This window comes from Undibacterium sp. SXout7W, assembly GCF_049339385.1.
Classification (GTDB): domain Bacteria; phylum Pseudomonadota; class Gammaproteobacteria; order Burkholderiales; family Burkholderiaceae_D; genus Undibacterium.
The window spans coordinates 98,513-118,054 of record NZ_JBMPPF010000001.1 but is presented as its reverse complement, the minus strand read 5'-3'; the positions used below and the strand labels follow the sequence as shown (position 1 = coordinate 118,054).

The 19,542-nt window shown below is 51.5% G+C and carries 19 protein-coding genes; 9 read left to right on the top strand and 10 right to left on the bottom strand.

The genetic code is table 11. The features are described 5' to 3' along the window. Window positions 1–203: 203 nt before the first annotated feature. The 8 genes from ACO0LB_RS00495 to mpl all read right to left on the bottom strand — a co-directional run bounded on the left by ACO0LB_RS00495 (window position 204) and on the right by mpl (window position 8,099). Window positions 204–698: a hypothetical protein gene (locus ACO0LB_RS00495; RefSeq protein WP_423045417.1), complete on the bottom strand. Its 495-nt coding sequence runs from the start codon at window positions 696–698 to the stop codon at window positions 204–206. Further along, the gene (mtgA, locus tag ACO0LB_RS00490; RefSeq protein WP_423045415.1) at window positions 695–1,390 is read right to left on the bottom strand and encodes a monofunctional biosynthetic peptidoglycan transglycosylase; all 696 of its coding nucleotides are present in this window, start codon (window positions 1,388–1,390) and stop codon (window positions 695–697) included. Before mtgA ends, ACO0LB_RS00495 begins: the two co-directional genes overlap by 4 nt. Beyond that, on the bottom strand, window positions 1,390–2,250 hold the full coding sequence (gene aroE / locus ACO0LB_RS00485; protein ID WP_423045413.1) for a shikimate dehydrogenase: 861 nt from the start codon (window positions 2,248–2,250) through the stop codon (window positions 1,390–1,392). The genes mtgA and aroE overlap by 1 nt, the downstream gene beginning before the upstream one ends. Beyond that, entirely contained in the window at window positions 2,247–3,140 is an 894-nt protein-coding gene (locus ACO0LB_RS00480) for a TonB family protein (protein ID WP_423046108.1), read from the bottom strand. Before ACO0LB_RS00480 ends, aroE begins: the two co-directional genes overlap by 4 nt. A gap of 35 nt (window positions 3,141–3,175) precedes the next feature. After that, window positions 3,176–5,353 (bottom strand): ribonuclease catalytic domain-containing protein, encoded by a 2,178-nt coding sequence (locus ACO0LB_RS00475; protein ID WP_423045412.1) that lies wholly within the window; start codon window positions 5,351–5,353, stop codon window positions 3,176–3,178. Between the two features lie 181 nt (window positions 5,354–5,534). After that, on the bottom strand, window positions 5,535–6,137 hold the full coding sequence (locus ACO0LB_RS00470; protein ID WP_423045410.1) for a chorismate--pyruvate lyase family protein: 603 nt from the start codon (window positions 6,135–6,137) through the stop codon (window positions 5,535–5,537). Continuing rightward, window positions 6,127–6,708 carry a YqiA/YcfP family alpha/beta fold hydrolase gene (locus ACO0LB_RS00465; protein ID WP_423045409.1) on the bottom strand — a complete coding sequence of 194 codons (582 nt, stop codon included), beginning with the start codon at window positions 6,706–6,708 and terminating at the stop codon, window positions 6,127–6,129. Before ACO0LB_RS00465 ends, ACO0LB_RS00470 begins: the two co-directional genes overlap by 11 nt. Then, window positions 6,705–8,099 (bottom strand): UDP-N-acetylmuramate:L-alanyl-gamma-D-glutamyl-meso-diaminopimelate ligase, encoded by a 1,395-nt coding sequence (mpl, locus tag ACO0LB_RS00460; RefSeq protein WP_423045407.1) that lies wholly within the window; start codon window positions 8,097–8,099, stop codon window positions 6,705–6,707. The genes ACO0LB_RS00465 and mpl overlap by 4 nt, the downstream gene beginning before the upstream one ends. A 162-nt stretch (window positions 8,100–8,261) precedes the next feature. Here mpl and ACO0LB_RS00455 point away from each other — a divergent pair, with 162 nt between their 5' ends. From ACO0LB_RS00455 to ACO0LB_RS00425, 7 genes are all read left to right on the top strand, one after another. Continuing rightward, on the top strand, window positions 8,262–8,870 hold the full coding sequence (locus tag ACO0LB_RS00455; protein ID WP_423045405.1) for a hypothetical protein: 609 nt from the start codon (window positions 8,262–8,264) through the stop codon (window positions 8,868–8,870). Between the two features lie 75 nt (window positions 8,871–8,945). Then, entirely contained in the window at window positions 8,946–9,488 is a 543-nt protein-coding gene (locus ACO0LB_RS00450; protein WP_423045403.1) for a TlpA disulfide reductase family protein, read from the top strand. A gap of 72 nt (window positions 9,489–9,560) precedes the next feature. Then, window positions 9,561–9,998 carry a type II 3-dehydroquinate dehydratase gene (gene aroQ, locus ACO0LB_RS00445; protein WP_423045401.1) on the top strand — a complete coding sequence of 146 codons (438 nt, stop codon included), beginning with the start codon at window positions 9,561–9,563 and terminating at the stop codon, window positions 9,996–9,998. A gap of 172 nt (window positions 9,999–10,170) precedes the next feature. After that, complete coding sequence (gene accB / locus ACO0LB_RS00440) at window positions 10,171–10,626, top strand: acetyl-CoA carboxylase biotin carboxyl carrier protein (protein ID WP_423045399.1); 456 nt, start codon at window positions 10,171–10,173, stop codon at window positions 10,624–10,626. 97 nt (window positions 10,627–10,723) lie between these two features. Continuing rightward, entirely contained in the window at window positions 10,724–12,091 is a 1,368-nt protein-coding gene (accC, locus tag ACO0LB_RS00435) for an acetyl-CoA carboxylase biotin carboxylase subunit (protein WP_423045397.1), read from the top strand. Window positions 12,092–12,147: 56 nt separating this feature from the next. Further along, window positions 12,148–13,059: a 50S ribosomal protein L11 methyltransferase gene (gene prmA / locus ACO0LB_RS00430; protein WP_423045395.1), complete on the top strand. Its 912-nt coding sequence runs from the start codon at window positions 12,148–12,150 to the stop codon at window positions 13,057–13,059. Window positions 13,060–13,062: 3 nt separating this feature from the next. Next, entirely contained in the window at window positions 13,063–14,538 is a 1,476-nt protein-coding gene (locus ACO0LB_RS00425) for a DUF3426 domain-containing protein (protein ID WP_423045393.1), read from the top strand. Window positions 14,539–14,601: 63 nt separating this feature from the next. Here ACO0LB_RS00425 and ACO0LB_RS00420 read toward each other — a convergent pair whose 3' ends face one another. Together ACO0LB_RS00420 and ACO0LB_RS00415 are read right to left on the bottom strand one after the other, a co-directional pair. Then, complete coding sequence (locus tag ACO0LB_RS00420; RefSeq protein ID WP_423045391.1) at window positions 14,602–15,516, bottom strand: pseudouridine-5'-phosphate glycosidase; 915 nt, start codon at window positions 15,514–15,516, stop codon at window positions 14,602–14,604. A 155-nt stretch (window positions 15,517–15,671) separates the two neighbouring features. Beyond that, window positions 15,672–16,745 (bottom strand): carbohydrate kinase, encoded by a 1,074-nt coding sequence (locus ACO0LB_RS00415; protein WP_423045389.1) that lies wholly within the window; start codon window positions 16,743–16,745, stop codon window positions 15,672–15,674. Between the two features lie 606 nt (window positions 16,746–17,351). Here ACO0LB_RS00415 and rbsK point away from each other — a divergent pair. Next, window positions 17,352–18,281: a ribokinase gene (gene rbsK, locus ACO0LB_RS00410; RefSeq protein ID WP_423045388.1), complete on the top strand. Its 930-nt coding sequence runs from the start codon at window positions 17,352–17,354 to the stop codon at window positions 18,279–18,281. A gap of 237 nt (window positions 18,282–18,518) precedes the next feature. Next, entirely contained in the window at window positions 18,519–19,514 is a 996-nt protein-coding gene (locus ACO0LB_RS00405) for a BMP family lipoprotein (protein WP_423045386.1), read from the top strand. Window positions 19,515–19,542 lie beyond the last annotated feature (28 nt).

Genomic DNA, 19,542 nt, shown 5'->3' with positions numbered 1-19,542 from the left:
ACCTGTTTGTTGACGGAGAAACATTCAAGCAACTATTAATCAATCACTTGATCAGCAACTTGAACAGACTCAAATAATAAGACTTACGCAACATTGTCCCAGCAAGGCATGGCGACGAGGGCATGATGTGCTTATACGATAAGTGCTTGTACAACAAGGAACAATAACGCCGCCGGGGCAGTTTTGCGTAAGTTCTAAAAGAATTATCTGGCAGACTGATTGATTGCCTTGTCCAGCATTTTAAGGCGCATCTCCTGCTCAGAAGTACTGTCGCTACCAGCTTGTTCCTGTGCCGGCTTTGTCTGCACAAAACCCTGAGTGTCGTGCAGCTTCAATTCGCGTGTCGTCGGATTATGGTCGGTACATTCGATATCCGAGTAAACCGTTTTACCGTTAATCGTGCAACGTTTTACACCGGAACTGACGGTTGCAGCATTGCGCATACCTGATCCGGATGCATTGGCGTTGGCATTATTAGCGTTGGTATTATTTCCGGCATTGTTGTCGGTGATGCCACTGACATTTTTCAATTCTTTGCCGATCACATCTGCAGATTTCCCCCATTTATTCAAGGTATCCTGCATCGGCAAATGGCCATAGCGCATCGTATATAACGCCCCCATAGAGATAAGTCCGATCAGCATGAAAATAACCGATACTGCGATCAGGCTGATGCCACGTTGAGAGTGTAGTGTCATGGCAACTCCGCGCTATTCATCCGTTTTAAAATCAGCTCAGTACGTCTTTGTAAATACGACGAACCTGTATGTTTGTCAAAAAATCGTGGCTTGGGCAACATCACCGCCAGTCTGGCTGCCTGCGCCGGGCCAAGCGCCGCAGCGCTGATACCATAGTAATGCTGGGATGCAGCCTCAGCGCCGAAAACGCCAACGCCCCATTCAACGACATTCAGGTAAATTTCCAGTATCCGCTCTTTGTCCATGCACCACTCCAGCATATACGTGATGATCAGCTCCTGACCTTTACGCAGATAACTTCTTTCTCCGGACAAGAACAGATTTTTTGCCAGTTGCTGGGTGATTGTCGAACCACCGGAGACTACTTTGCCTTTCTTCTGATTTTTTTCATACGCTTTTTGCATGGCTTCCCAGTCGACCCCTTCGTGATCGACAAAGCTGTCATCTTCAGAAGCAATTACCGCACGTTTCAGATGAGTGGATATACGGTTATAGGGAACCCATTTATGCTGCAATCTGGCATCCGGATTTTTTTCCTGCAAGACATCCAGCTGGTGACGCATAAAACTCGTCGATGAAGGATTGTGATCTGTCCACCAGACTATCTGCACCAGAAAATAGGTTTGCAATAACAAAAACAATAGCAGCGGCAATACGACAATCCAGAACAGAATACGACGCAAGAATTTCATCAGGCCACCGCACTGGCTTGCAGTTCGGCACGCAAAGTCATCAGCACTTGCGCGGTTTCCGGACGCACGCCGCGCCACAGGGAAAAAGCTTCGGCCGCCTGTTCGACCAGCATCCCCAAACCATCGCGACACTGTGCTGCATGTTCAGCGGCAAAGCGCAAAAACGCGGTAGGCTGGGCGCCGTACATCATGTCGTAAGCCAGTGTCGCTGAAGAGAACAAGGTCGCAGATAAAGGCGGCAACTCATCATTCAAGCTGGCAGAAGTTGCATTAATGATGACATCAAAATGTCCATCCAGATCATGAAAGCTACTCGCGTGTACAACCGCTTCCGGCAGATACTGAGTAGCCATCGCAGCCAGCTCCTGTGCCTTGGCAACAGTACGATTGGCAATAACCAGCTCAGCAGGCTGTTGCTCCAGCAACGGCAATAATGCTCCCCGGCTGGCGCCACCAGCGCCTAATAGCAATACCCGTTTGGAACGCAAGGCAAACCCAGCATTGCGTACGATGTCCATGACGATACCAATTCCATCGGTGTTTTCACCGAGTATTTTTTCGCCATCGAATTTCAGGGTATTGACCGCTCCGGCTGCCTGCGCGCGCGGCGTGAGTTCGGTTGCCAACGCAAATGCTTCGAGCTTGAAAGGTACGGTCACATTCGCACCTTTGCCGCCAGCAGCAATAAAAGTATGGACGGTCGCAGCAAACTGATCGAGTGGTGCGAGCAAGCGTTGATAGTCCATCTGCTGCGCTGTCTGCGCTGCAAAGTGAGCATGAATGGCGGGAGATTTACTATGTGCAATCGGGTTGCCAATCACAACGTAGGCATCTGTACTGGCTGGGGTGGGAGAACTCATTCTTTTTTTCCACGTAATTCAGTTTCTAATTGTTGGTCACGAGTAAATTTAAAACGCGTGATCACAACCCATAAATCGTCTTTGTCATTCGAGCGCATATTCTGTGGAAACTGCCCAAACGGCGCAGCTTTGCGGATGATGCGTAAAGCCGCATTGTCCAGCGCCTTGCTGCCTGAGGATTTTTCAATTCTTGGCCCGCCGTCTTTTTCATAAATACTGCCATCCTGAAAAATCGGAATATAAACAATCAGCTCGCCATACAGCTTTTTTCCTTCTTTTTGCGGGAAATTCAGGGTACCGAAATCTTCGATTTTCTTTTGCAGGGCTTTGTAGTAAATCGCATAGCCTACTTTTTGTGTGCTCGGTGTGATGAAGGTTTTACGTGGGCGTTTATTCTGGTCTTCGATCGTCTGTGCAATCTCAGCCGCCATGCGTGCCAGGGCCTGTGCTGTGTCCTGGTCGTCACGACCGGTATTGGGCTGGCGACTGTTATCCAGACGTTTTTTTTCTTGCTGCGGCAGCCTGAATAACTCCTTGCGTTTGGCCTGATCCAATAGTTGCTGCTGTTGCTGTTCCAGATCAGCGATCCTGCGGGTGGCATTCGCTACGCTGTCACCGTTTTCAGTTTTACGCATATCCGGCAACGGGGACTTGCTACGCCCGCTGTCATGTGCGCCACCACCATCAAGATCTGCTTGCGCCAATGCATCGGCGTTCAGCGGCTTTTTATCGTGCTTGGCATTGACTAAAATGACTTCCAGCCCCGGATCGGCCGCTTTGGTTTCTGCGGGTTTAGGCGCAGTAAAATGCAGCAGCAACAAGGCGGCATGCAGTACCAATGAGATCATCACGGCAACCGTCAATATCAGATTGTCGAACAGGGATTTCATGGGCGGGTTCGCGGCTTTTTCCGTCGGCTTTTTCATTACTCTGTTGGCACTGGTTCGGTTGGTTCTGATTGGTCGCTGAGTGTGTCACTGAGAGCGTCGCCGGCACTGCCATCACTGGTATCAGTGGTATCCGCAACGTTTCCGGATAGCGGGGTTTCGGCAGCGGACATATCTTCGATGACATCGGTGACTGCTTCATCATCGAGCTTGTCTGCAATGTTTTCAGAGGTGCCTTCCTGATCACCTTGCTGCTCATGCCCTGACGCATCTGGTTCTTCGTCATCGCCCAGTTCAGTGACGGTATTGAGCACTTCCAGCAAGCGTGCTTCCACGGTTAGATCCACTTCGTCCCAGCCCAAAATATCGAGCCTGACCTGCGCACCGCGTGCAGTCTGCGGCATACCAGGCAGTCGGATGATGAGCGGAATATCCACCAGACGCAATACTTCGTCCTTGAGCACCACGGCATCGACCTGACGCATCTGCTCCTGAGCCAGCCAGCGCAGACACCAGTAGCGCTCCATGTTGTTCTGGAAATCACCGTAGGCAGAATACGCAGCATCAAATGCCGAGACAATCGCAAACAAATCAGCGTCTTTGGGTTTGAATGTCGCGACCAAAGGCGCTGTAATACCATGCTGGACACATGAGATGATCTGCCATTGGTTGACCAGATCGGTATACCGACGCAATGGTGAGGTGCTCCATGCATACTGATCAACACCTAAGCCCTGATGAGGCGCGGCGTGCGTCAACATGCGCACCTGCATGCGCGCAGTCCAGCCACCCGGACCACGGCCACCAGCCACGCCCTGAGCACGATAAATACCGGGAATGCCATGATCGGCCATAAGCTTGCCCCAGGTACTGTTGGCAAAAATCATCAATTCCGCCACCATCTTGTCCAACGGCGCGCCACGCTTGCGACGGACGATGCTGACCACATCGTCTTCAACATAGAAATTGAAATCCACACGGTTAGTCTGCTCCGGTTTCATGCCGAAACTTTCGCGTTTAGCCATGCGGCCTTTTTCCAGTTCCAGCGCCCATTTCCAGATGTGGGCAATCTCTGCTTTGTGTGGATACTCTCCGGCATCGTTGGCCAGATTTTCTTCTGTCACCAAGGCATCAAGATCGTTGTGTCGCAGATTCGATGCCATAGGGATGGCCTCAACGCGGGTCTCGGTGCTGATCACGGACCAGTCATCTCTATTCAGCGTGGCGTACAGCGACAAAGCAGGTCGCGTCTGTCCGGCACCGAGTGTATAAGCGTCCACCAAGGCATCCGGCAGCATGGTGATTTTGTCGCCCGGCATATAGACTGTGGACATGCGTGAACGGGCAATCTGATCGATCGCATCACCGCGCTGTATACCCAGCGCCGGCGCGGCGATATGAATACCGATTCTTAGCTGTCCATTATCCAGTTCTGTCACCGAGAAGGCATCGTCGATTTCGGTTGTGGTGACATCATCAATCGAAAATGCCTGTACATCTGCCACTGGTAAATCCGTCGGTAATGCCGGAACGGTAATCGCCGGAAAGCCCACGCCTTTCGGGAAATTTTCAAAATGAAACTTCGCCAGATGCAAATGTTTCGGGCTGCTGATGCCACCGGTTGCCAGCATCAGGCTTTGTGCTGATGTCTGCATCACATCGCAGGCTTCAGCCAGCGCTTTGTATTCGATGCTGTTTTTATCGGGCTTAAACAAGAGTTGCAAGGCCAGCGATTTGAGTGCGTCTGGCAGTTGGTGGTTGCGCAGTTGCTCAACATACGATGCCTGCACCAGCAATTGCTGCTTTTTCTTTTCTATACCTGCCAGGGCTGCTTTTAGTGAGGCCTCTGGGGCAGCTTTATAACGACCACGCCCTTTTTTGTAGAAATACACAGGGGCGTTATGCAGGGCAAAAATCAATCCCGCTGCTTCGACTGGCTGTGGCGCATGTCCAAAATACTCGGCACCAAGCTCGTTGAAACCAAATTCTTCCTGACCAGCAACTTCCCATAAAAATTCAAGATCAATCTCGGCAGCAGCAGCTCGCGCTTGCTCTATCAGCGACTGCGGATCAGGGCTGGTGAATTGCAATAAGACGTCCTTTGCCTTGATTTTGCTGCGTTTGCCGCTGGCCAGTTCGACCTGATAGGCTTCTCCGGCCTGGGACAACACGGAGCCTGCTTTGAAATCACCAGATTCTTCAAAAAATAAATTCATTCAAGACTTCTTAAAAAAAACATCGAATTAATGAATACCGTGGAACATCATTCCAGAAGCTTTTTTTTGCCATTTTTTTGCTATTTTTTGAGCATTTAAGGGGAGTATCTGTAAAAACCAGCCTGTTCTCACCATAAAATAAAGCAGCAATAAAAATACTCCCTACCAGTATCCTGCAATATCACTTCTCTTTCGGTGTCAGCGAACCGATCGCTGGCAAAAATACTTCTGTCACCAGCAGACAGGCTCCCTGCCGCCAGAATAACGAACGTCGCGCTGGCAACGTCGCGCTGGCTTGCATGTCAGGCAAGATACGGCGCAGCCTTTGCATCAGCGGATGACTGGCATGCAAGCGGGCATATGACAGCGCACCTCGACGCACCTGGTGATCGTTAAATAGAGTAGTCCCCAACGAACGCTCTCCGAGTGTCTGAAACAAGGGCCACTGGCTGGCGTTTGCCTGCAAGGGAACGATGGTATGGCCATAAATCATGGCTTCGCCATCGCAACGCAATAACACTTCACGCTCCACCACTTTACTGCGGCGCGCCAAGCCCACCTCAGCATACTCATCCTGCAAACACACGGCTTTGTGCTGCGACAAGCGCTGCACGCGAAAATGTCCGCAACATGCTACCAGCCGCGCCGTCAGCGAATCGCGGTTACTCAGCCAATCCTGCATCTGCGGTCGACATTCGACTGCCTGCACATGATCAAACCATTGCGCAATGCTGGTATGCCGCACTGGCCTGTGCAGTTGTCGTCGATCAAGATCACGCATCATCACAAAATGCCATGACTTGATCAAGATAGTCAGCAAATTCTGCTATGCCGTGATCGCTCCCCTCAATGACCAATTGCTTCGCCTGCGGATAATGCCCCACCATTTCGCGCCAGTCCAATACTTCGTCGCCTGTAGCGGCAATCAGAAAATAGCGCTGTGGGTGCGTAATGCTGGCGACGGCCAATGCCCGCAGTTCAGCCACATACTCAGATTTGAACTCGAATATCTGATCGCTGTGGTAATACGTGGTCACACCGACATAGGATTCCAGATCGCGTGGCGGCTTGACTGCCGGATTTAGCAGCAGGGCTTTGCAGCCGTATTTTTCCGCCAGCCAGGTGGCGTAATAGCCGCCCAACGACGAGCCGATGATCGTCACCCGTGCCAGATCGTTCTGGTCTGTGATTGTTGCCAGTATTGCTTCCGCCTGCGCAATTGCCAAAGCCGGTGATGGCGACAAGTCAGGGCAAAAAAATTCGTCGGCACGCCCTAGCGATTGCATATGCTCTGCCATAACACGCGCTTTATACGATTGCGGCGAAGAACGAAAACCGTGCAGATATAAAATCATCCTGCCACAACCTCATCCCGCAACGTCGCGCCGATGGCATCCAGAATTTTCTGGTGCACACCACCAAAACCGCCGTTACTCATGACCAGCACATAATCCCCCGGCCTGGCCTGTGCAACAATCGCGTCCACCAGCGCCGGTAACGCGCTATGCGCACTTGCCTTTTGGCCCAGCGGCGATAATGCCTGCGCCAGATCCCAGCCCAGTGCATCTTTTCCTTCCAGAGCACCAAAACCGAATACCAGATCAGCTTGTACCAAACTACCGGGCAGCGCCTGCTTCATCGTTCCCAGCTTCATGGTATTCGAACGCGGTTCCAGTACCGCCAGAATGCGGGCGTTACCGACTTTACGTCGCAAACCTTCAATCGTCGTTGCTACTGCCGTCGGATGATGCGCAAAATCATCAATCACCGTGATGGCATTGGCAACGCCGCGCACCTCCATGCGCCGTTTGACGTTTCTGAATTCGGCTAATGCGGCAATCGCAATGGCGGGGCTGACGCCGACATGCCGCGCTGCCGCAATCGCTGCCAGCGCGTTCTGGCGATTGTGCGCGCCATTCAGTTGCCACGCCACTCTGCCCTGCCATTCTTGCCGGAAATAGACATCAAAGTCTTCTCCGTCTTGCATCTGCAAATGCCAGTCCTGATCTTTGCCAAAATATTCTTTTTCACTCCAGCAACCGCGCTGCATCACACGTTTCAGCGATGCCTCATCGCCGTTCACGACCAGACGACCAATACCGGGCACCGTGCGCACCAGATGATGGAATTGCGTTTCGATGGCGGTGATATCAGGGAAAATATCTGCATGATCGAATTCAAGATTGTTCAGAATCGCGGTCTTGGCATGGTAGTGAACAAATTTACTGCGTTTGTCAAAGAAAGCCGTATCGTATTCATCTGCCTCAATGACAAAAAAATCGGATGCCTGCGCGCCCTGCAAACGAGCTGAAATGCCAAAATTCAGCGGCACGCCGCCAATCAGGAAACCCGGAGCATAACCGGCGTATTCCAGTATCCATGCCAGCATGGAAGAGGTCGTGGTTTTGCCATGCGTACCGGCAACGGCCAGCACCCATTTATTACGCAAAATATGCTCGCCCATCCACTGCGGGCCAGACACATAAGGCAAACCGCGATTCAGAATTTCTTCCATCAAGGGATTACCACGGGAAACCACATTGCCAATCACATACAAATCCGGCTCCAGTGCAACCTGTTCTGCACCAAAACCCGGTGTCAGGGTAATGCCCTGCGCTTCGAGCTGCGTGCTCATCGGAGGATAAACGTTGGCATCGCAACCGGTGACGGTATGTCCGGCTTCCTTGGCGAGCACTGCCAACCCGCCCATAAAGGTGCCGCAAATACCTAAAATATGAATATGCATAATTGGACTCAAATTCAGAATCCCGCAATTCTACCTGAGTGCTGCCCGGTTTCCCTAGGCGACACGCAGTCTGTCGTCATCAGAATATAGCGATATTCAAGTATCAGCCAGGCGTCTGTCGGGCATCTGGCAGGCAATGAGCGCTTGGGTTATCATGCCCGCATGATGATTCACACACCCAATGAAGCCGAAAACCTGCGTGCAGAAATTGCTGCGCTGGCAGCGCGCATGATTGCAGAAGACGGTGCCGACTACGCTTCCGCCAAGAAAAAAGCCGCCCGGCAATTGCTGGGGAACCAGAAGATGAAAGGCGATGTTCTGCCGGACAATGCCCAGATAGAACACGAAGTGCGCGAATACAATGAATTATTTTTCGGTGATACACAGCCGCAGAGATTATTGCATTTACGCCAATTAGCCATTGAGCTGATGGAAGAACTGGAACGCTTTAATCCGTATCTGGTGGGCTCCGTACTCAATGGTACGGCTGGCAACCACTCTGATATTTATCTGCATTTATATACTGACAACACCAAAGATGTTGCCATCTATTTATTGAATAAAGATATCCAGTTTGAAGTATCAGAAAGTTTCAATCATCGCAACGAAAGCATAGAAACCCTGAGTTTCATGCACAAAAATGACGGAGTACATCTGATTTTGCATGAGCAGGATGCCATCCGTAGCGGTCACGGTAAAAGTACAGAACGCGCGAATCTGGCGGCCGTCAAAGCGTTACTCGAGGCTGCACCTGACACGCCAGGCGACTGACGCACATCACATGATGAGCGTCATGAACATCAACTGCACCATCAACATCATCCATAGCAAAGGTTCTGAAACATCATGAATAAACGACTTATCGGTCTTTCTGCTTTGGTGGGAGCGCTGTTTGCCGGTCTGGGTATGTACACGGCCAGTAGTCAGGCCACACCAGACTCACCGCAAGCCAACGCTGTCAAACAACTGATGAGCAAGACTTTGCCTGACAGCGGCGGCAAACAACAGGCATTAACGCAATGGAAAAACAAATTACTGGTCGTTAATTTTTGGGCAACCTGGTGCGCACCTTGCGTACAGGAAATGCCGGAACTATCTGCCTTGCAACAGGAAATGGCAGGCAAATCCGTACAAATTCTGGGACTAGGTATCGACAGCCCCAGCAATATTGCCGAGTTTTCAAAAAAATATCAGATTCACTATCCATTATTCGTCACCGGCATGGATGGCAGCGAATTATCCAGACAAATGGGGAATCAGGCAGGCGGGCTGCCTTTTACTGTACTGATTACCGCCGATGGCAGGGTCGCCAAGAGCTATCTGGGCAGGCTGAAGATGGACGAGTTACGAGCGGACATCGCCAAATTTTCTGCGGAAAAACCAAAGTAAGTCGATTTTTCCTTGCCAATCTGTAGTCATTAGCGGCAAAATGCGGCCATCTTCGTCAATTTGAATGCGACTATGGCAAGCAAACTGCTGCTGCTGAATGGCCCTAATTTAAACTTACTAGGTACCCGCGAACCCGCGACCTACGGCGCTACCACACTGGCCGAGGTAGAACAGGCAGCGCAGGATCAGGCAAAGGCTGCTGGTGCCAGCCTTGCTGTATTTCAAAGCAATCATGAAGGCGCTTTGATCGATCGCATCCACGCCGCACGCCTGGAACACATTGATGCCATCATTATTAACCCGGGCGGACTGACACATACCAGTGTCGCCTTACGCGATGCACTGGCTGGCGTTGCCATCCCCTTCATTGAAGTTCATATCTCCAATGTTCATCAAAGAGAAAGCTTCAGACATCATTCATTTTTGTCTGCGATAGCCAAAGGCGTGATTTGCGGGCTGGGTACCGATGGATATCGTCTGGCAATTGATTTCTCCCTGAAAAATATTTAAAGCATTTAAAATATTTAACACATTTAAATTCTCGCTTCTTCTGGCAATTTTCATGAATTGTCGTTTTATATCGTATATAATCCAAAAATTGGCAACACAAGACAGCATTTTTTCAGACTGATCTTCTGTACGCCTCCGTTAATTCAGAACTACTTTTTTAAGGGGATTCCACATGGATTTAAGAAAACTCAAGACCCTGATCGACCTCGTCGCAGAATCGGACATCGCCGAACTCGAAGTAACCGAAGGTGAAGGTAAAGTCCGCATCGTTAAATCTTCTGCGATGCCCCAAAATCAAGTTGTCATGATGCAGCAGCCACAACAGATGATGCAGCCCAGCGCACCGATGGCAGCTGCCGCACCGGTTGCCGCCGCAGCACCTGCTGTACCTGATGGACACATCGTGAAATCCCCGATGGTAGGCACGTTCTATCGCTCCTCAGCTCCAGGCTCCGCACCTTTTGTCGACATTGGCAAAAATATTAACAGCGGTGAAACCCTGTGCATTATCGAAGCAATGAAACTCCTCAATGAAATCGAAAGCGATTTCACCGGAACGATCAAACAGATTCTGGTTGAAAATGGTCAGCCTGTGGAATATGGTCAGCCTCTGTTCGTGATTGGCTAAATCTGGCCTGTGCGCCAGACCGAGGCAAATGCCGGCGCATGTCGGCACCGCAGTCAGGCAACGCAAGCTGTAACCCTTGCCAAAGCAAAGTTAAATCATGTTTGAAAAAATTCTTATCGCCAATCGTGGCGAAATCGCGCTACGCATCCAGCGCGCCTGCCGCGAAATGGGCATCAAAACGGTCGTCGTGCATTCCGAAGCCGACCGTGAAGCAAAATACGTCAAACTCGCCGATGAATCTGTCTGTATCGGCCCGGCGCCCTCGAATCTGAGTTACCTCAGCATGCCCGCCATCATCAGCGCTGCTGAAGTGACTGATGCACAGGCGATTCATCCTGGTTATGGATTCCTGTCAGAAAATGCAGATTTTGCAGAGCGCGTAGAACAATCCGGTTTCGTTTTTATTGGCCCACGTGCCGAATCGATTCGTCTGATGGGCGATAAAGTATCCGCCAAACACGCCATGATAGCAGCAGGCGTGCCTTGCGTTCCAGGTTCTGAAGGTGCTTTGCCGGATGATCCCAAAGTCATCGTGCAAACAGCGCGCAAAGTCGGCTATCCGGTCATCATCAAAGCTGCCGGCGGCGGCGGCGGTCGCGGGATGCGAGTGGTGCATACAGAAGCGGCCTTGCTGAACGCTGTGACCATGACCAAAACCGAGGCTGGTGCTGCATTCGGCAATCCTGAAGTGTACATGGAAAAATTCCTGGAAAATCCACGTCACGTGGAAATCCAGATTCTGGCCGATCAGCATGGCAACGCGATCTGGCTCGGTGAACGCGACTGTTCCATGCAACGTCGCCATCAGAAGGTGATCGAAGAAGCGCCTGCACCTGGCATCCCACGCAAAATCATCGAAAAAATTGGCGATCGCTGCGCTGCAGCCTGCCGCAAAATCGGCTATCGCGGCGCGGGTACATTTGAATTCCTGTATGAAAATGGTGAGTTCTATTTCATCGAAATGAATACCCGTGTTCAGGTTGAGCATCCGGTGACCGAGATGATTACCGGTGTCGATATTGTGCAGGAGCAGATTCGCATTGCCTTCAATGAGAAATTACGCTTCAAGCAAAGCGATATCACCCTCAAAGGCCACGCCATTGAATGCCGTATCAATGCAGAAGACCCATTCAAGTTTATCCCGTCACCAGGACGCATCGCCTCCTGGCATACACCGGGTGGACCTGGTATCCGTGTTGATTCGCATGCCTATGCAGGTTATTTCGTACCGCCGAATTATGACTCCATGATTGGCAAGGTGATTGCTTATGGTGAAACGCGCGATCAAGCAATTCGCCGCATGCAGATTGCCTTGTCAGAAATGGTCGTAGAAGGTATACAGACCAATATTGCGCTGCACCGCGAATTGATGATTGATGCCCGCTTTATCGAAGGCGGCACTAACATCCATTACCTGGAGCACAAGCTGGCTGATATGCCGGATTTGTCCAAGAAAAACAAGTAACGTTGACCGTAGCCGCACTGAAAACACAGTGTGGCGCGGGATGAAAGAGTAGTGATATGGGCTGGATAGAAATTGTCATTGAAGTAGCGCGCGACCATGCAGAATCTTTATCGGATTCTCTGATGGAAGCTGGTGCTCTCTCTGTTTCGGTAGAAGATGCCGACGAAGGAACTGAGGCCGAAAAGCCGCTGTTTGGCGAACCAGGCATGGAGCCGGATGAAAATGCATGGGATCGCAGCCGCGTCGTTGCCCTGGCAGATACGGATGCCGATCATGCGGCGCTGGTTGCTGCTGCGGCGGCGGACATCGGTCTGAGTGCTACACCAGCCTACACTTTGCGCTCTGTCGAAGAGCAGGACTGGGTGCGTCTGACGCAATCACAGTTCGCGCCTATTCACATCGGCAAAAATATCTGGGTCGTTCCCAGCTGGCACGATGCGCCGGATGCCAATGCCTTGATCCTGGAACTTGATCCAGGTCTGGCGTTTGGTACTGGTAGCCATCCAACGACCCGTCTGTGCATGGAATGGCTGGAAGCGCATGCGCCGCAACAGCGCTCAGTGCTCGATTATGGCTGTGGTTCCGGCATTTTGGCGATGGTTGCCAGCAAGCTTGGCGCCAGCTCAGTGATTGGCGTGGATATTGATCCGCAAGCGATAGAATCGGCTCGTTTTAATGCAGAGCGTAATCAATGTGACATTGAATATGCTTTACCAGAAGCATTTGGTAGCACGCATCCTGCAACAGAAAAATTTGATGTCGTCGTTGCCAACATTCTGTCAAGCCCGTTAAAGCTGATGGCACCGATGCTGGCAGGTCGTGTTGCTGCTGGTGGGTCGCTGATATTGTCCGGCGTTTTATCGCGTCAGGCAGAAGAAGTCGCGGCTGCTTACGCACCATTTATCACACTCACCGTCTGGGCAGAGCACGAAGGCTGGGTCGCTTTGGCCGGTCAGTTACCGCAATAAATCATGGCACTCGCCACCCGCTGCCCGCATTGTCAGACTACCTTCAAGGTCGCTAACGACCAATTGAAGCTGCATGCAGGTCTGGTGAGATGTGGCTCGTGCAATCAAACCTTCAATGGTATTGAACATCTGATTCCGCTGGAAAACCTGAGCGCGCCAGCGCCAGTAGCACAGCCAGTAACAGTATCAACACCTGCGGCAACTATCGCGAAAACTGCGGCAAAAACTGCTGCAGCCACAATTGCAACGACTGATGCAACAACTGACACAGTAGTTGCAGAAGCATCTGTCGCGACCGCAGTATCCGCCACGGAAAATCCTCCAGTCGCGTCGGAATTACGCGATCAGCAGGCAAGTTCTGTCATCGCTGATACAACAGCAGAGATAGTAAAAGATACGGCGACAAACGCATCAACAGAAACATCTGCGCAATCGGCAACAACGCCGCAGCCACGCGCACTGAAAATCGTCAAACCGGTTACCGCAGAATCTGCACTTCCCGCCGAAGACAGCACATCTGTTATATCGTCTTCCTCGCTGGATTTTGACCTGGGTGATTTAGGAGCGCAGCCCCTGTCTGACGAGGCGACCTTAGCGCAAGTCGAGCTGGAAACCCGCGCCGCGCTGATGAACCAACCTACTGTGGACTGGTCGGTCTCCGACGGCGATGCTGTTGACGCAATGCCATTTGCTGCCCATACCGCCAACGAACCATCGCTTGGCGATATTCGCAGTGAGAAACTGGACGCTTCACCTGCGTCACCGCTGGCTCCGGAGACAGATAATCGTGAACCTTATATCAGTGATATCGGCGACCACACCACAACAGGTGCCGCCGTCACGGCAGATCAGGACTCGATCAGCGATATTGTCAGCGACTCTGCGAATACGGCTACCGGCGATATTGGCAGTCAGCCAGCGCAGTCTGATGATGCGGCTGACGAGGAAGAACATTTACCTGCTTTTGTCGTACAGGCAGAAAAAAACAAAGGCCGCCATCGTGTGACCCGTATTGTGATGCTGGTATTGAGTCTTCTGCTGTTGCCGCTGTTACTGGCTCAAACGGTTTATTTGATGCGGGTACAGATTGCCGCCCGGTTTCCGGATGCCAAACCGTTGCTGGTGCAGGCTTGCCAGGCAATCCATTGCCAGATTGGATTGCCAATGCAGATTGATCAGATTTCGATGGAATCGAATGAACTACAGTCGATAGCCCCAGAAAAAAATCTGTTCCTGCTGGCGGTACAGTTACAAAACAGCAGCAGCACCGTGCAAACCTGGCCGGTGGTGGAATTGACTCTGAACGACGCAAAAGATAAGCCGGTATTACAACGCGCCTTTGCTCCCGCAGATTATCTTGCAGACCCTACCGATATCAGTAAAGGGTTTGCTTCCGGCACAGAACAAAATATCAAACTCTATTTTGAATTGCCCAAATTAAAAGCGGCAGGCTATCACGTGGGATATTTTTATCCCTGAATTCGGGCTATCATTGCTTAGTCATCCCCAATTCCCTTCAGTCAGTGGTATTGACCGTGGCACTCAGTGACAATTGTGTAAAGCAATCGCTAATTTTGCTCCCAGCAAAGCATTATTTTTTACCAGAGCAATATTCGTTTCCAAGCTACGTCCACCTGTCAGTTGCTTGATACGCGACAGCAGAAAAGGGGTGACTGCTTTACCGACAACCCCTTGTTGTTGCGCCTCACTTAACGCCTGTACTGTCATCTGCTCAATTTCATGCTGCGGCATCGCCGATGCCTCAGGTACCGGATTAGCAATCACTACGCCACCGCGCAGACCCAGAGCCCATTTAGTATGAATGAAGCTGGCCTGTTGCTCGGCTGTATCCAGACGGAAATCCGCCGGAAATCCGCTGTGGCGCGTAAAGAACGCTGGAAACTCTTCTTGTCCGACACTGACCACCGGCACACCATGCGTTTCCAGATATTCCAGCGTTAATCCCAGATCGAGAATGGATTTGGCGCCGGCACACACCACGGCAACGGACGTCTGCGCCAGCTCCTGTAAATCTGCCGAGATATCAAAGCTGGTTTCAGCACCGCGATGCACACCGCCAATTCCTCCGGTCACAAATACGTTAATCTCCGCGAGTGCGGCGCAAATCATCGTAGCCGCGACAGTGGTTGCGCCCAGACGCTGACTCGATAACACATAAGGCAAATCACGACGACTGACTTTCATTGCATCGGCGGATTGTCCCAGCAACTCCAGCTCAGCATCAGACAAACCGATGTTGATTTTGCCATTCATGATGGCAATAGTGGCGGGCACTGCCCCGGCATCACGGATAATCTGCTCCACCGCGCGTGCCGTCTGCACATTCTGCGGATAAGGCATTCCATGCGAAATAATAGTAGATTCCAGCGCAACAACTGGCTTGCCAGATACTCTGGCAGCCTGAACTTCGGCGGAAAACGTCAGGTAAGAATGCATGCTTATTCCTTCATCAATCATTCAGTAATTTAATTATGAGATTATTCCGGTCATTCCGGCTATTCCGGTCATTCCGGCTATTGGATGAAGCGCTCATGGCACACTGCTGTCTGTATGGCGTCGACAGATCAATCGCGATGACACCGGGAGCACTATCACGATACTATCGCAACGCTGGACGCATTCTGTACAGTCTGCGCCGCCATCTGCAAACCCTGCTGACATGCAACAGCAAGGTCATCCGGTTGTTGTGCCAGCGACCAGCATACTGCGGCGGCAAAAGCATCTCCGGCACCCGTTACATCGGTCACGGTGACAGGAATCGCTGGTAAGTGGCAAAAACCTGCCGGATTATCCGCATCTGTCCATATCACACCATCCGCACCCAGCGTCACCACGACATCCACGGCTCCACGCTCCTGCAACGATGCGCAGGCATTAGCAATCTGCGCATGGTCATCCAGCATTCGCCCTGCAAGCGCCTGCAATTCATACTGGTTCAGTATCAGCAATCGCAATCCATCCAGACGCAAAGGCAAATGCTGCATCTTGGGTTCTGACACAGCCACAAATAGCAGCAGACCACCATTTTGCTGCGCCTCTTGCAACAACGTCTGCAAACTAGCCTGCGGTAAATTCAAATCCGCGATCACCAATGCGGCATTCCTGCGTTGCTGCGAACTCCGTGCCAAAAATTCCGGCGTCAGTGCGTCGCATAAGGTCATATGCGCCATCGCCAGCAGGAGCGCGCCCTGCTCATCGAGCAACGCGGTGTAGCTACCAGTCACCCCGCCACTGACTTGCAGGCAGGACTTCACATCAATTCCCACTGATTCGGCATGTTTGCGCAAACCCTCCCCGGCAACGTCGTCTCCGAGTGCGGATATCAACTGAACCGGCAGATCCGGGCTTGCCAGATGCGCCAGATTTTCGGCAATATTCCTCGCTACACCGCCAAAAGACTCAATCTGGCTGACAGGATTGGAGGTGCCCATCTGTAAAGCAGCATATGTCCGTAATTTACGGTCGATATTCGCACCGCCAATACATATCAGCGGACGCTCACTCGCTAACACGTATGCCCGCCCCAGTATGCGCCCATCGCGTATCAGGCTGGTGATATGACCCGCAACCGCAGACCGTGAGATGTGCAACTGTTCTGCCAATGCCTGCTGGGAGATAGATGGATGAGAACGCACCAACTGATACAACTGTTCTTTTTTTGACATGATGATCTGTAATGCTGGCCTGTGACGGTGCACTGACGATTGGAGAGGTGTGCAACACTGGCAACGATGACCCGTGGTGGCGTAAGGTTGTTATCTGTTACTACTTGTTTTAGTCTGGATTTGTTTTCACTTCGTTTCTGCCAAAAAAGAGATCATCTGCACTTGCTTAAAACAAGCTCTTCAATCACTTACAACAAGCACTTACAACACCCACCAAAAACAATTGTTTAAAACAATAAACATTTGTCTGAAAATTGTCAATCTGATGGCACCCCAGTATCCACTACGCCTCAACAGGCAACGCTCCATCAGCACCGCTGAATACGTCCTCATACTCACCTTGCCCACGTAAACGCGATAAATCCGTGCCCACCACTTTGTCATAATTGACAGGAAATATCTTCGGCCCCACAATCGCTCACTCTCTTGAATCCTGCATATTTTTTTATCACTGCACGGCGAACGCCGTTGTTGTTCTGATCAGGAAACAAGCAAATTTCAACGCATTCCTGAGAATGCGCTTGACGACTTCGAGCAGCACATAGTTAAATACGAAAACGATTGCGCAAACGATTGCGCAACTCTTTATATTGAGAAAAAAGTATCATGAAGCCACGCATCACAGTAGTCGGCAGCGTCAACATGGATCTGGTTTTCCGCACGCCGCGCATGCCGGCATTAGGAGAAACCCTGCACGGTCATGAGTTCCGGCAAATTCCCGGCGGCAAAGGTGCCAATCAGGCGGTGGCGGCCGCGCGTCAGGGTGCGGACGTCCACTTTATCGGCGCGGTTGGTGATGATGGTTTTGGCGATTTTTCACGGCAGACGTTGGCGGCTGAAGGCATTGATCTCAGTCAGCTGACACGGGCTTCCGGTGTCGCGACAGGCGTGGCCGGGATATTAGTGGAAGACGGTGGCGATAACAGCATTGTGCTGGCTGCCGGTGCCAATGCAACGGTATCCGTAGCACAGATTGAAGCGGCTCGCGACACCATTTGCAGTGCCAGCATGTTGCTGTGCCAACTGGAAACGCCGCTTGCAACGGTCACCCGCGCCATCCAGATCGCGCACGATGCAGGAGTCAAAGTCATCCTCAATCCGGCTCCGGCGCAAGACCTGGATGCCGCCCTGTTGGCGCAGGTTGATTATCTGATCCTGAATGAAACGGAAGCAGCACAGCTGAGTCAGACCGAAGTGACCGACCAGGCCAGCGCCCGTGTTGCAGCAGAGAAGTTACTGGCCCTCGGAACCGGCACCGTCTTGCTGACGATGGGCGGTCACGGCGCACTGATTGCGCAAGCGGATGAATGCCATTTCATTCCGGCGATCAAAGTGAATGTGGTCGATACTACTGCTGCGGGCGATACCTTTGTCGGCGCATTTGCCGTCGCCATTGCAAATGGACTCAGCATCGCTGAAGCCAGCCGCGAAGCACAGTACGCCGCCGCATTGACAGTGACCAGACTCGGTGCGCAGACATCGATTCCACAGCGTCAGGAAGTGCTGGAATTTATGGCGGCCCAACAGGCTGCCTGATACCGTATCAACGCATTCCGCAATCCTCGCCAGTGGCCGGGTTTGATTAGAGGCAAGCGTCTCAGCTGCACAGTATTTGATAAAATTTTGCCTGCATGAAGTGAAGTAACACCGCTCCATGTTAGGCTGGTGAAAGCAAGCATGAAATGGGCATCCGCTCATTTGGATAGTCTTCCAGATGACCATCCTTGTCCGCCACCTGTTTTCACTGAATGATCTCTGAATAAGGAAGCTCTCATGAAACTCAAACCATTCTGCCTGACTCTGGCTGGTCTGTTCATCACCGCCAGCGCTTACGCCGCAGACCCGAAGTTTGCAGTGATTTACGATGCAGGCGGTAAATTTGATAAGTCCTTCAATCAATCTGCTTCCGAAGGCGCAGAACGCTTCAAAAAAGAGACCAAGATCGGCTTCATGGAAGTACAAGTCGCCAGCGACACCCAGACTGAACAGGTACTGCGCAATCTGGCGCGCAAAAAAGTCGATCTGATTGCCGCCATCGGCTTTGCCCAAGCGCAGGCAGTACAGAATATCGCGAAAGAATTCCCGGCCACCAAGTTCGTGCTGATCGATGGTGTCGCCAAAGGTGACAACGTGAGCTCCGTTTTATTTAAAGAACAGGAAGGTTCTTATCTGGTCGGCGTGGCAGCAACACTTGCCAGCAAATCGAAAAAAATTGGGTTTATCGGCGGCATGGATATCCCGCTGATCCGCAATTTTTCTTGTGGTTATTTGCAGGGTGCGAAAGCGACTGATCCTAAAATTGAAGTCGTGCAGAACATGGTCGGCACCACGACATCTGCCTGGAACGATCCGGCCAAAGGCGGCGAACTGGCACGTGCCCAGTTTGAACGCGGCGTGGATGTGATCTTTGCCGCAGCTGGTGGCAGCGGCATGGGCACACTGCAGGCCGTGAAAGAAAAAGGCAAACTCGGTATCGGTGTTGACTCGAATCAAAACTACATACATCCGGGCAATATGCTGACATCGATGGTCAAGCGCGTTGATCAGGCGATTTATGACAGCTTCATGCAATTGAAAAATGGCAGATGGCAAGGCGGTACCGTCTACAAAGGCCTGAAAGAAGGCGGCGTAGACTGGGCGTTGGACAAGGACAATCGCAGCGTTGTCAGTGCTGAAGTTGAAAAACGCGTCAATGCAGCGAAACAAGACATCATCAACGGGAAAATCAAAGTCGTCGATTTCCGTGATGCAAATAAGTGCCCGATTTAAAATAAAACTCACCATGATCGGGGCGCCA

Bases quoted from the DNA above. Each gene is read 5' to 3' on its own strand.
- prmA (WP_423045395.1), top strand. From the start codon at position 12,148: ATGGGCTGGATAGAAATTGTCATTGAAGTAGCGCGCGACCATGCAGAA.
- ACO0LB_RS00470 (WP_423045410.1), bottom strand. From the start codon at position 6,137: ATGATGCGTGATCTTGATCGACGACAACTGCACAGGCCAGTGCGGCAT.
- ACO0LB_RS00465 (WP_423045409.1), bottom strand. From the start codon at position 6,708: ATGATTTTATATCTGCACGGTTTTCGTTCTTCGCCGCAATCGTATAAA.
- ACO0LB_RS00495 (WP_423045417.1), bottom strand. From the start codon at position 698: ATGACACTACACTCTCAACGTGGCATCAGCCTGATCGCAGTATCGGTT.
- accC (WP_423045397.1), top strand. From the start codon at position 10,724: ATGTTTGAAAAAATTCTTATCGCCAATCGTGGCGAAATCGCGCTACGC.
- accB (WP_423045399.1), top strand. From the start codon at position 10,171: ATGGATTTAAGAAAACTCAAGACCCTGATCGACCTCGTCGCAGAATCG.
- ACO0LB_RS00420 (WP_423045391.1), bottom strand. From the start codon at position 15,516: ATGCATTCTTACCTGACGTTTTCCGCCGAAGTTCAGGCTGCCAGAGTA.
- ACO0LB_RS00450 (WP_423045403.1), top strand. From the start codon at position 8,946: ATGAATAAACGACTTATCGGTCTTTCTGCTTTGGTGGGAGCGCTGTTT.
- aroE (WP_423045413.1), bottom strand. From the start codon at position 2,250: ATGAGTTCTCCCACCCCAGCCAGTACAGATGCCTACGTTGTGATTGGC.
- ACO0LB_RS00405 (WP_423045386.1), top strand. From the start codon at position 18,519: ATGAAACTCAAACCATTCTGCCTGACTCTGGCTGGTCTGTTCATCACC.
- ACO0LB_RS00455 (WP_423045405.1), top strand. From the start codon at position 8,262: ATGATGATTCACACACCCAATGAAGCCGAAAACCTGCGTGCAGAAATT.
- ACO0LB_RS00425 (WP_423045393.1), top strand. From the start codon at position 13,063: ATGGCACTCGCCACCCGCTGCCCGCATTGTCAGACTACCTTCAAGGTC.
- ACO0LB_RS00415 (WP_423045389.1), bottom strand. From the start codon at position 16,745: ATGTCAAAAAAAGAACAGTTGTATCAGTTGGTGCGTTCTCATCCATCT.
- rbsK (WP_423045388.1), top strand. From the start codon at position 17,352: ATGAAGCCACGCATCACAGTAGTCGGCAGCGTCAACATGGATCTGGTT.
- mtgA (WP_423045415.1), bottom strand. From the start codon at position 1,390: ATGAAATTCTTGCGTCGTATTCTGTTCTGGATTGTCGTATTGCCGCTG.
- aroQ (WP_423045401.1), top strand. From the start codon at position 9,561: ATGGCAAGCAAACTGCTGCTGCTGAATGGCCCTAATTTAAACTTACTA.
- mpl (WP_423045407.1), bottom strand. From the start codon at position 8,099: ATGCATATTCATATTTTAGGTATTTGCGGCACCTTTATGGGCGGGTTG.
- ACO0LB_RS00475 (WP_423045412.1), bottom strand. From the start codon at position 5,353: ATGAATTTATTTTTTGAAGAATCTGGTGATTTCAAAGCAGGCTCCGTG.
- ACO0LB_RS00480 (WP_423046108.1), bottom strand. From the start codon at position 3,140: ATGAAATCCCTGTTCGACAATCTGATATTGACGGTTGCCGTGATGATC.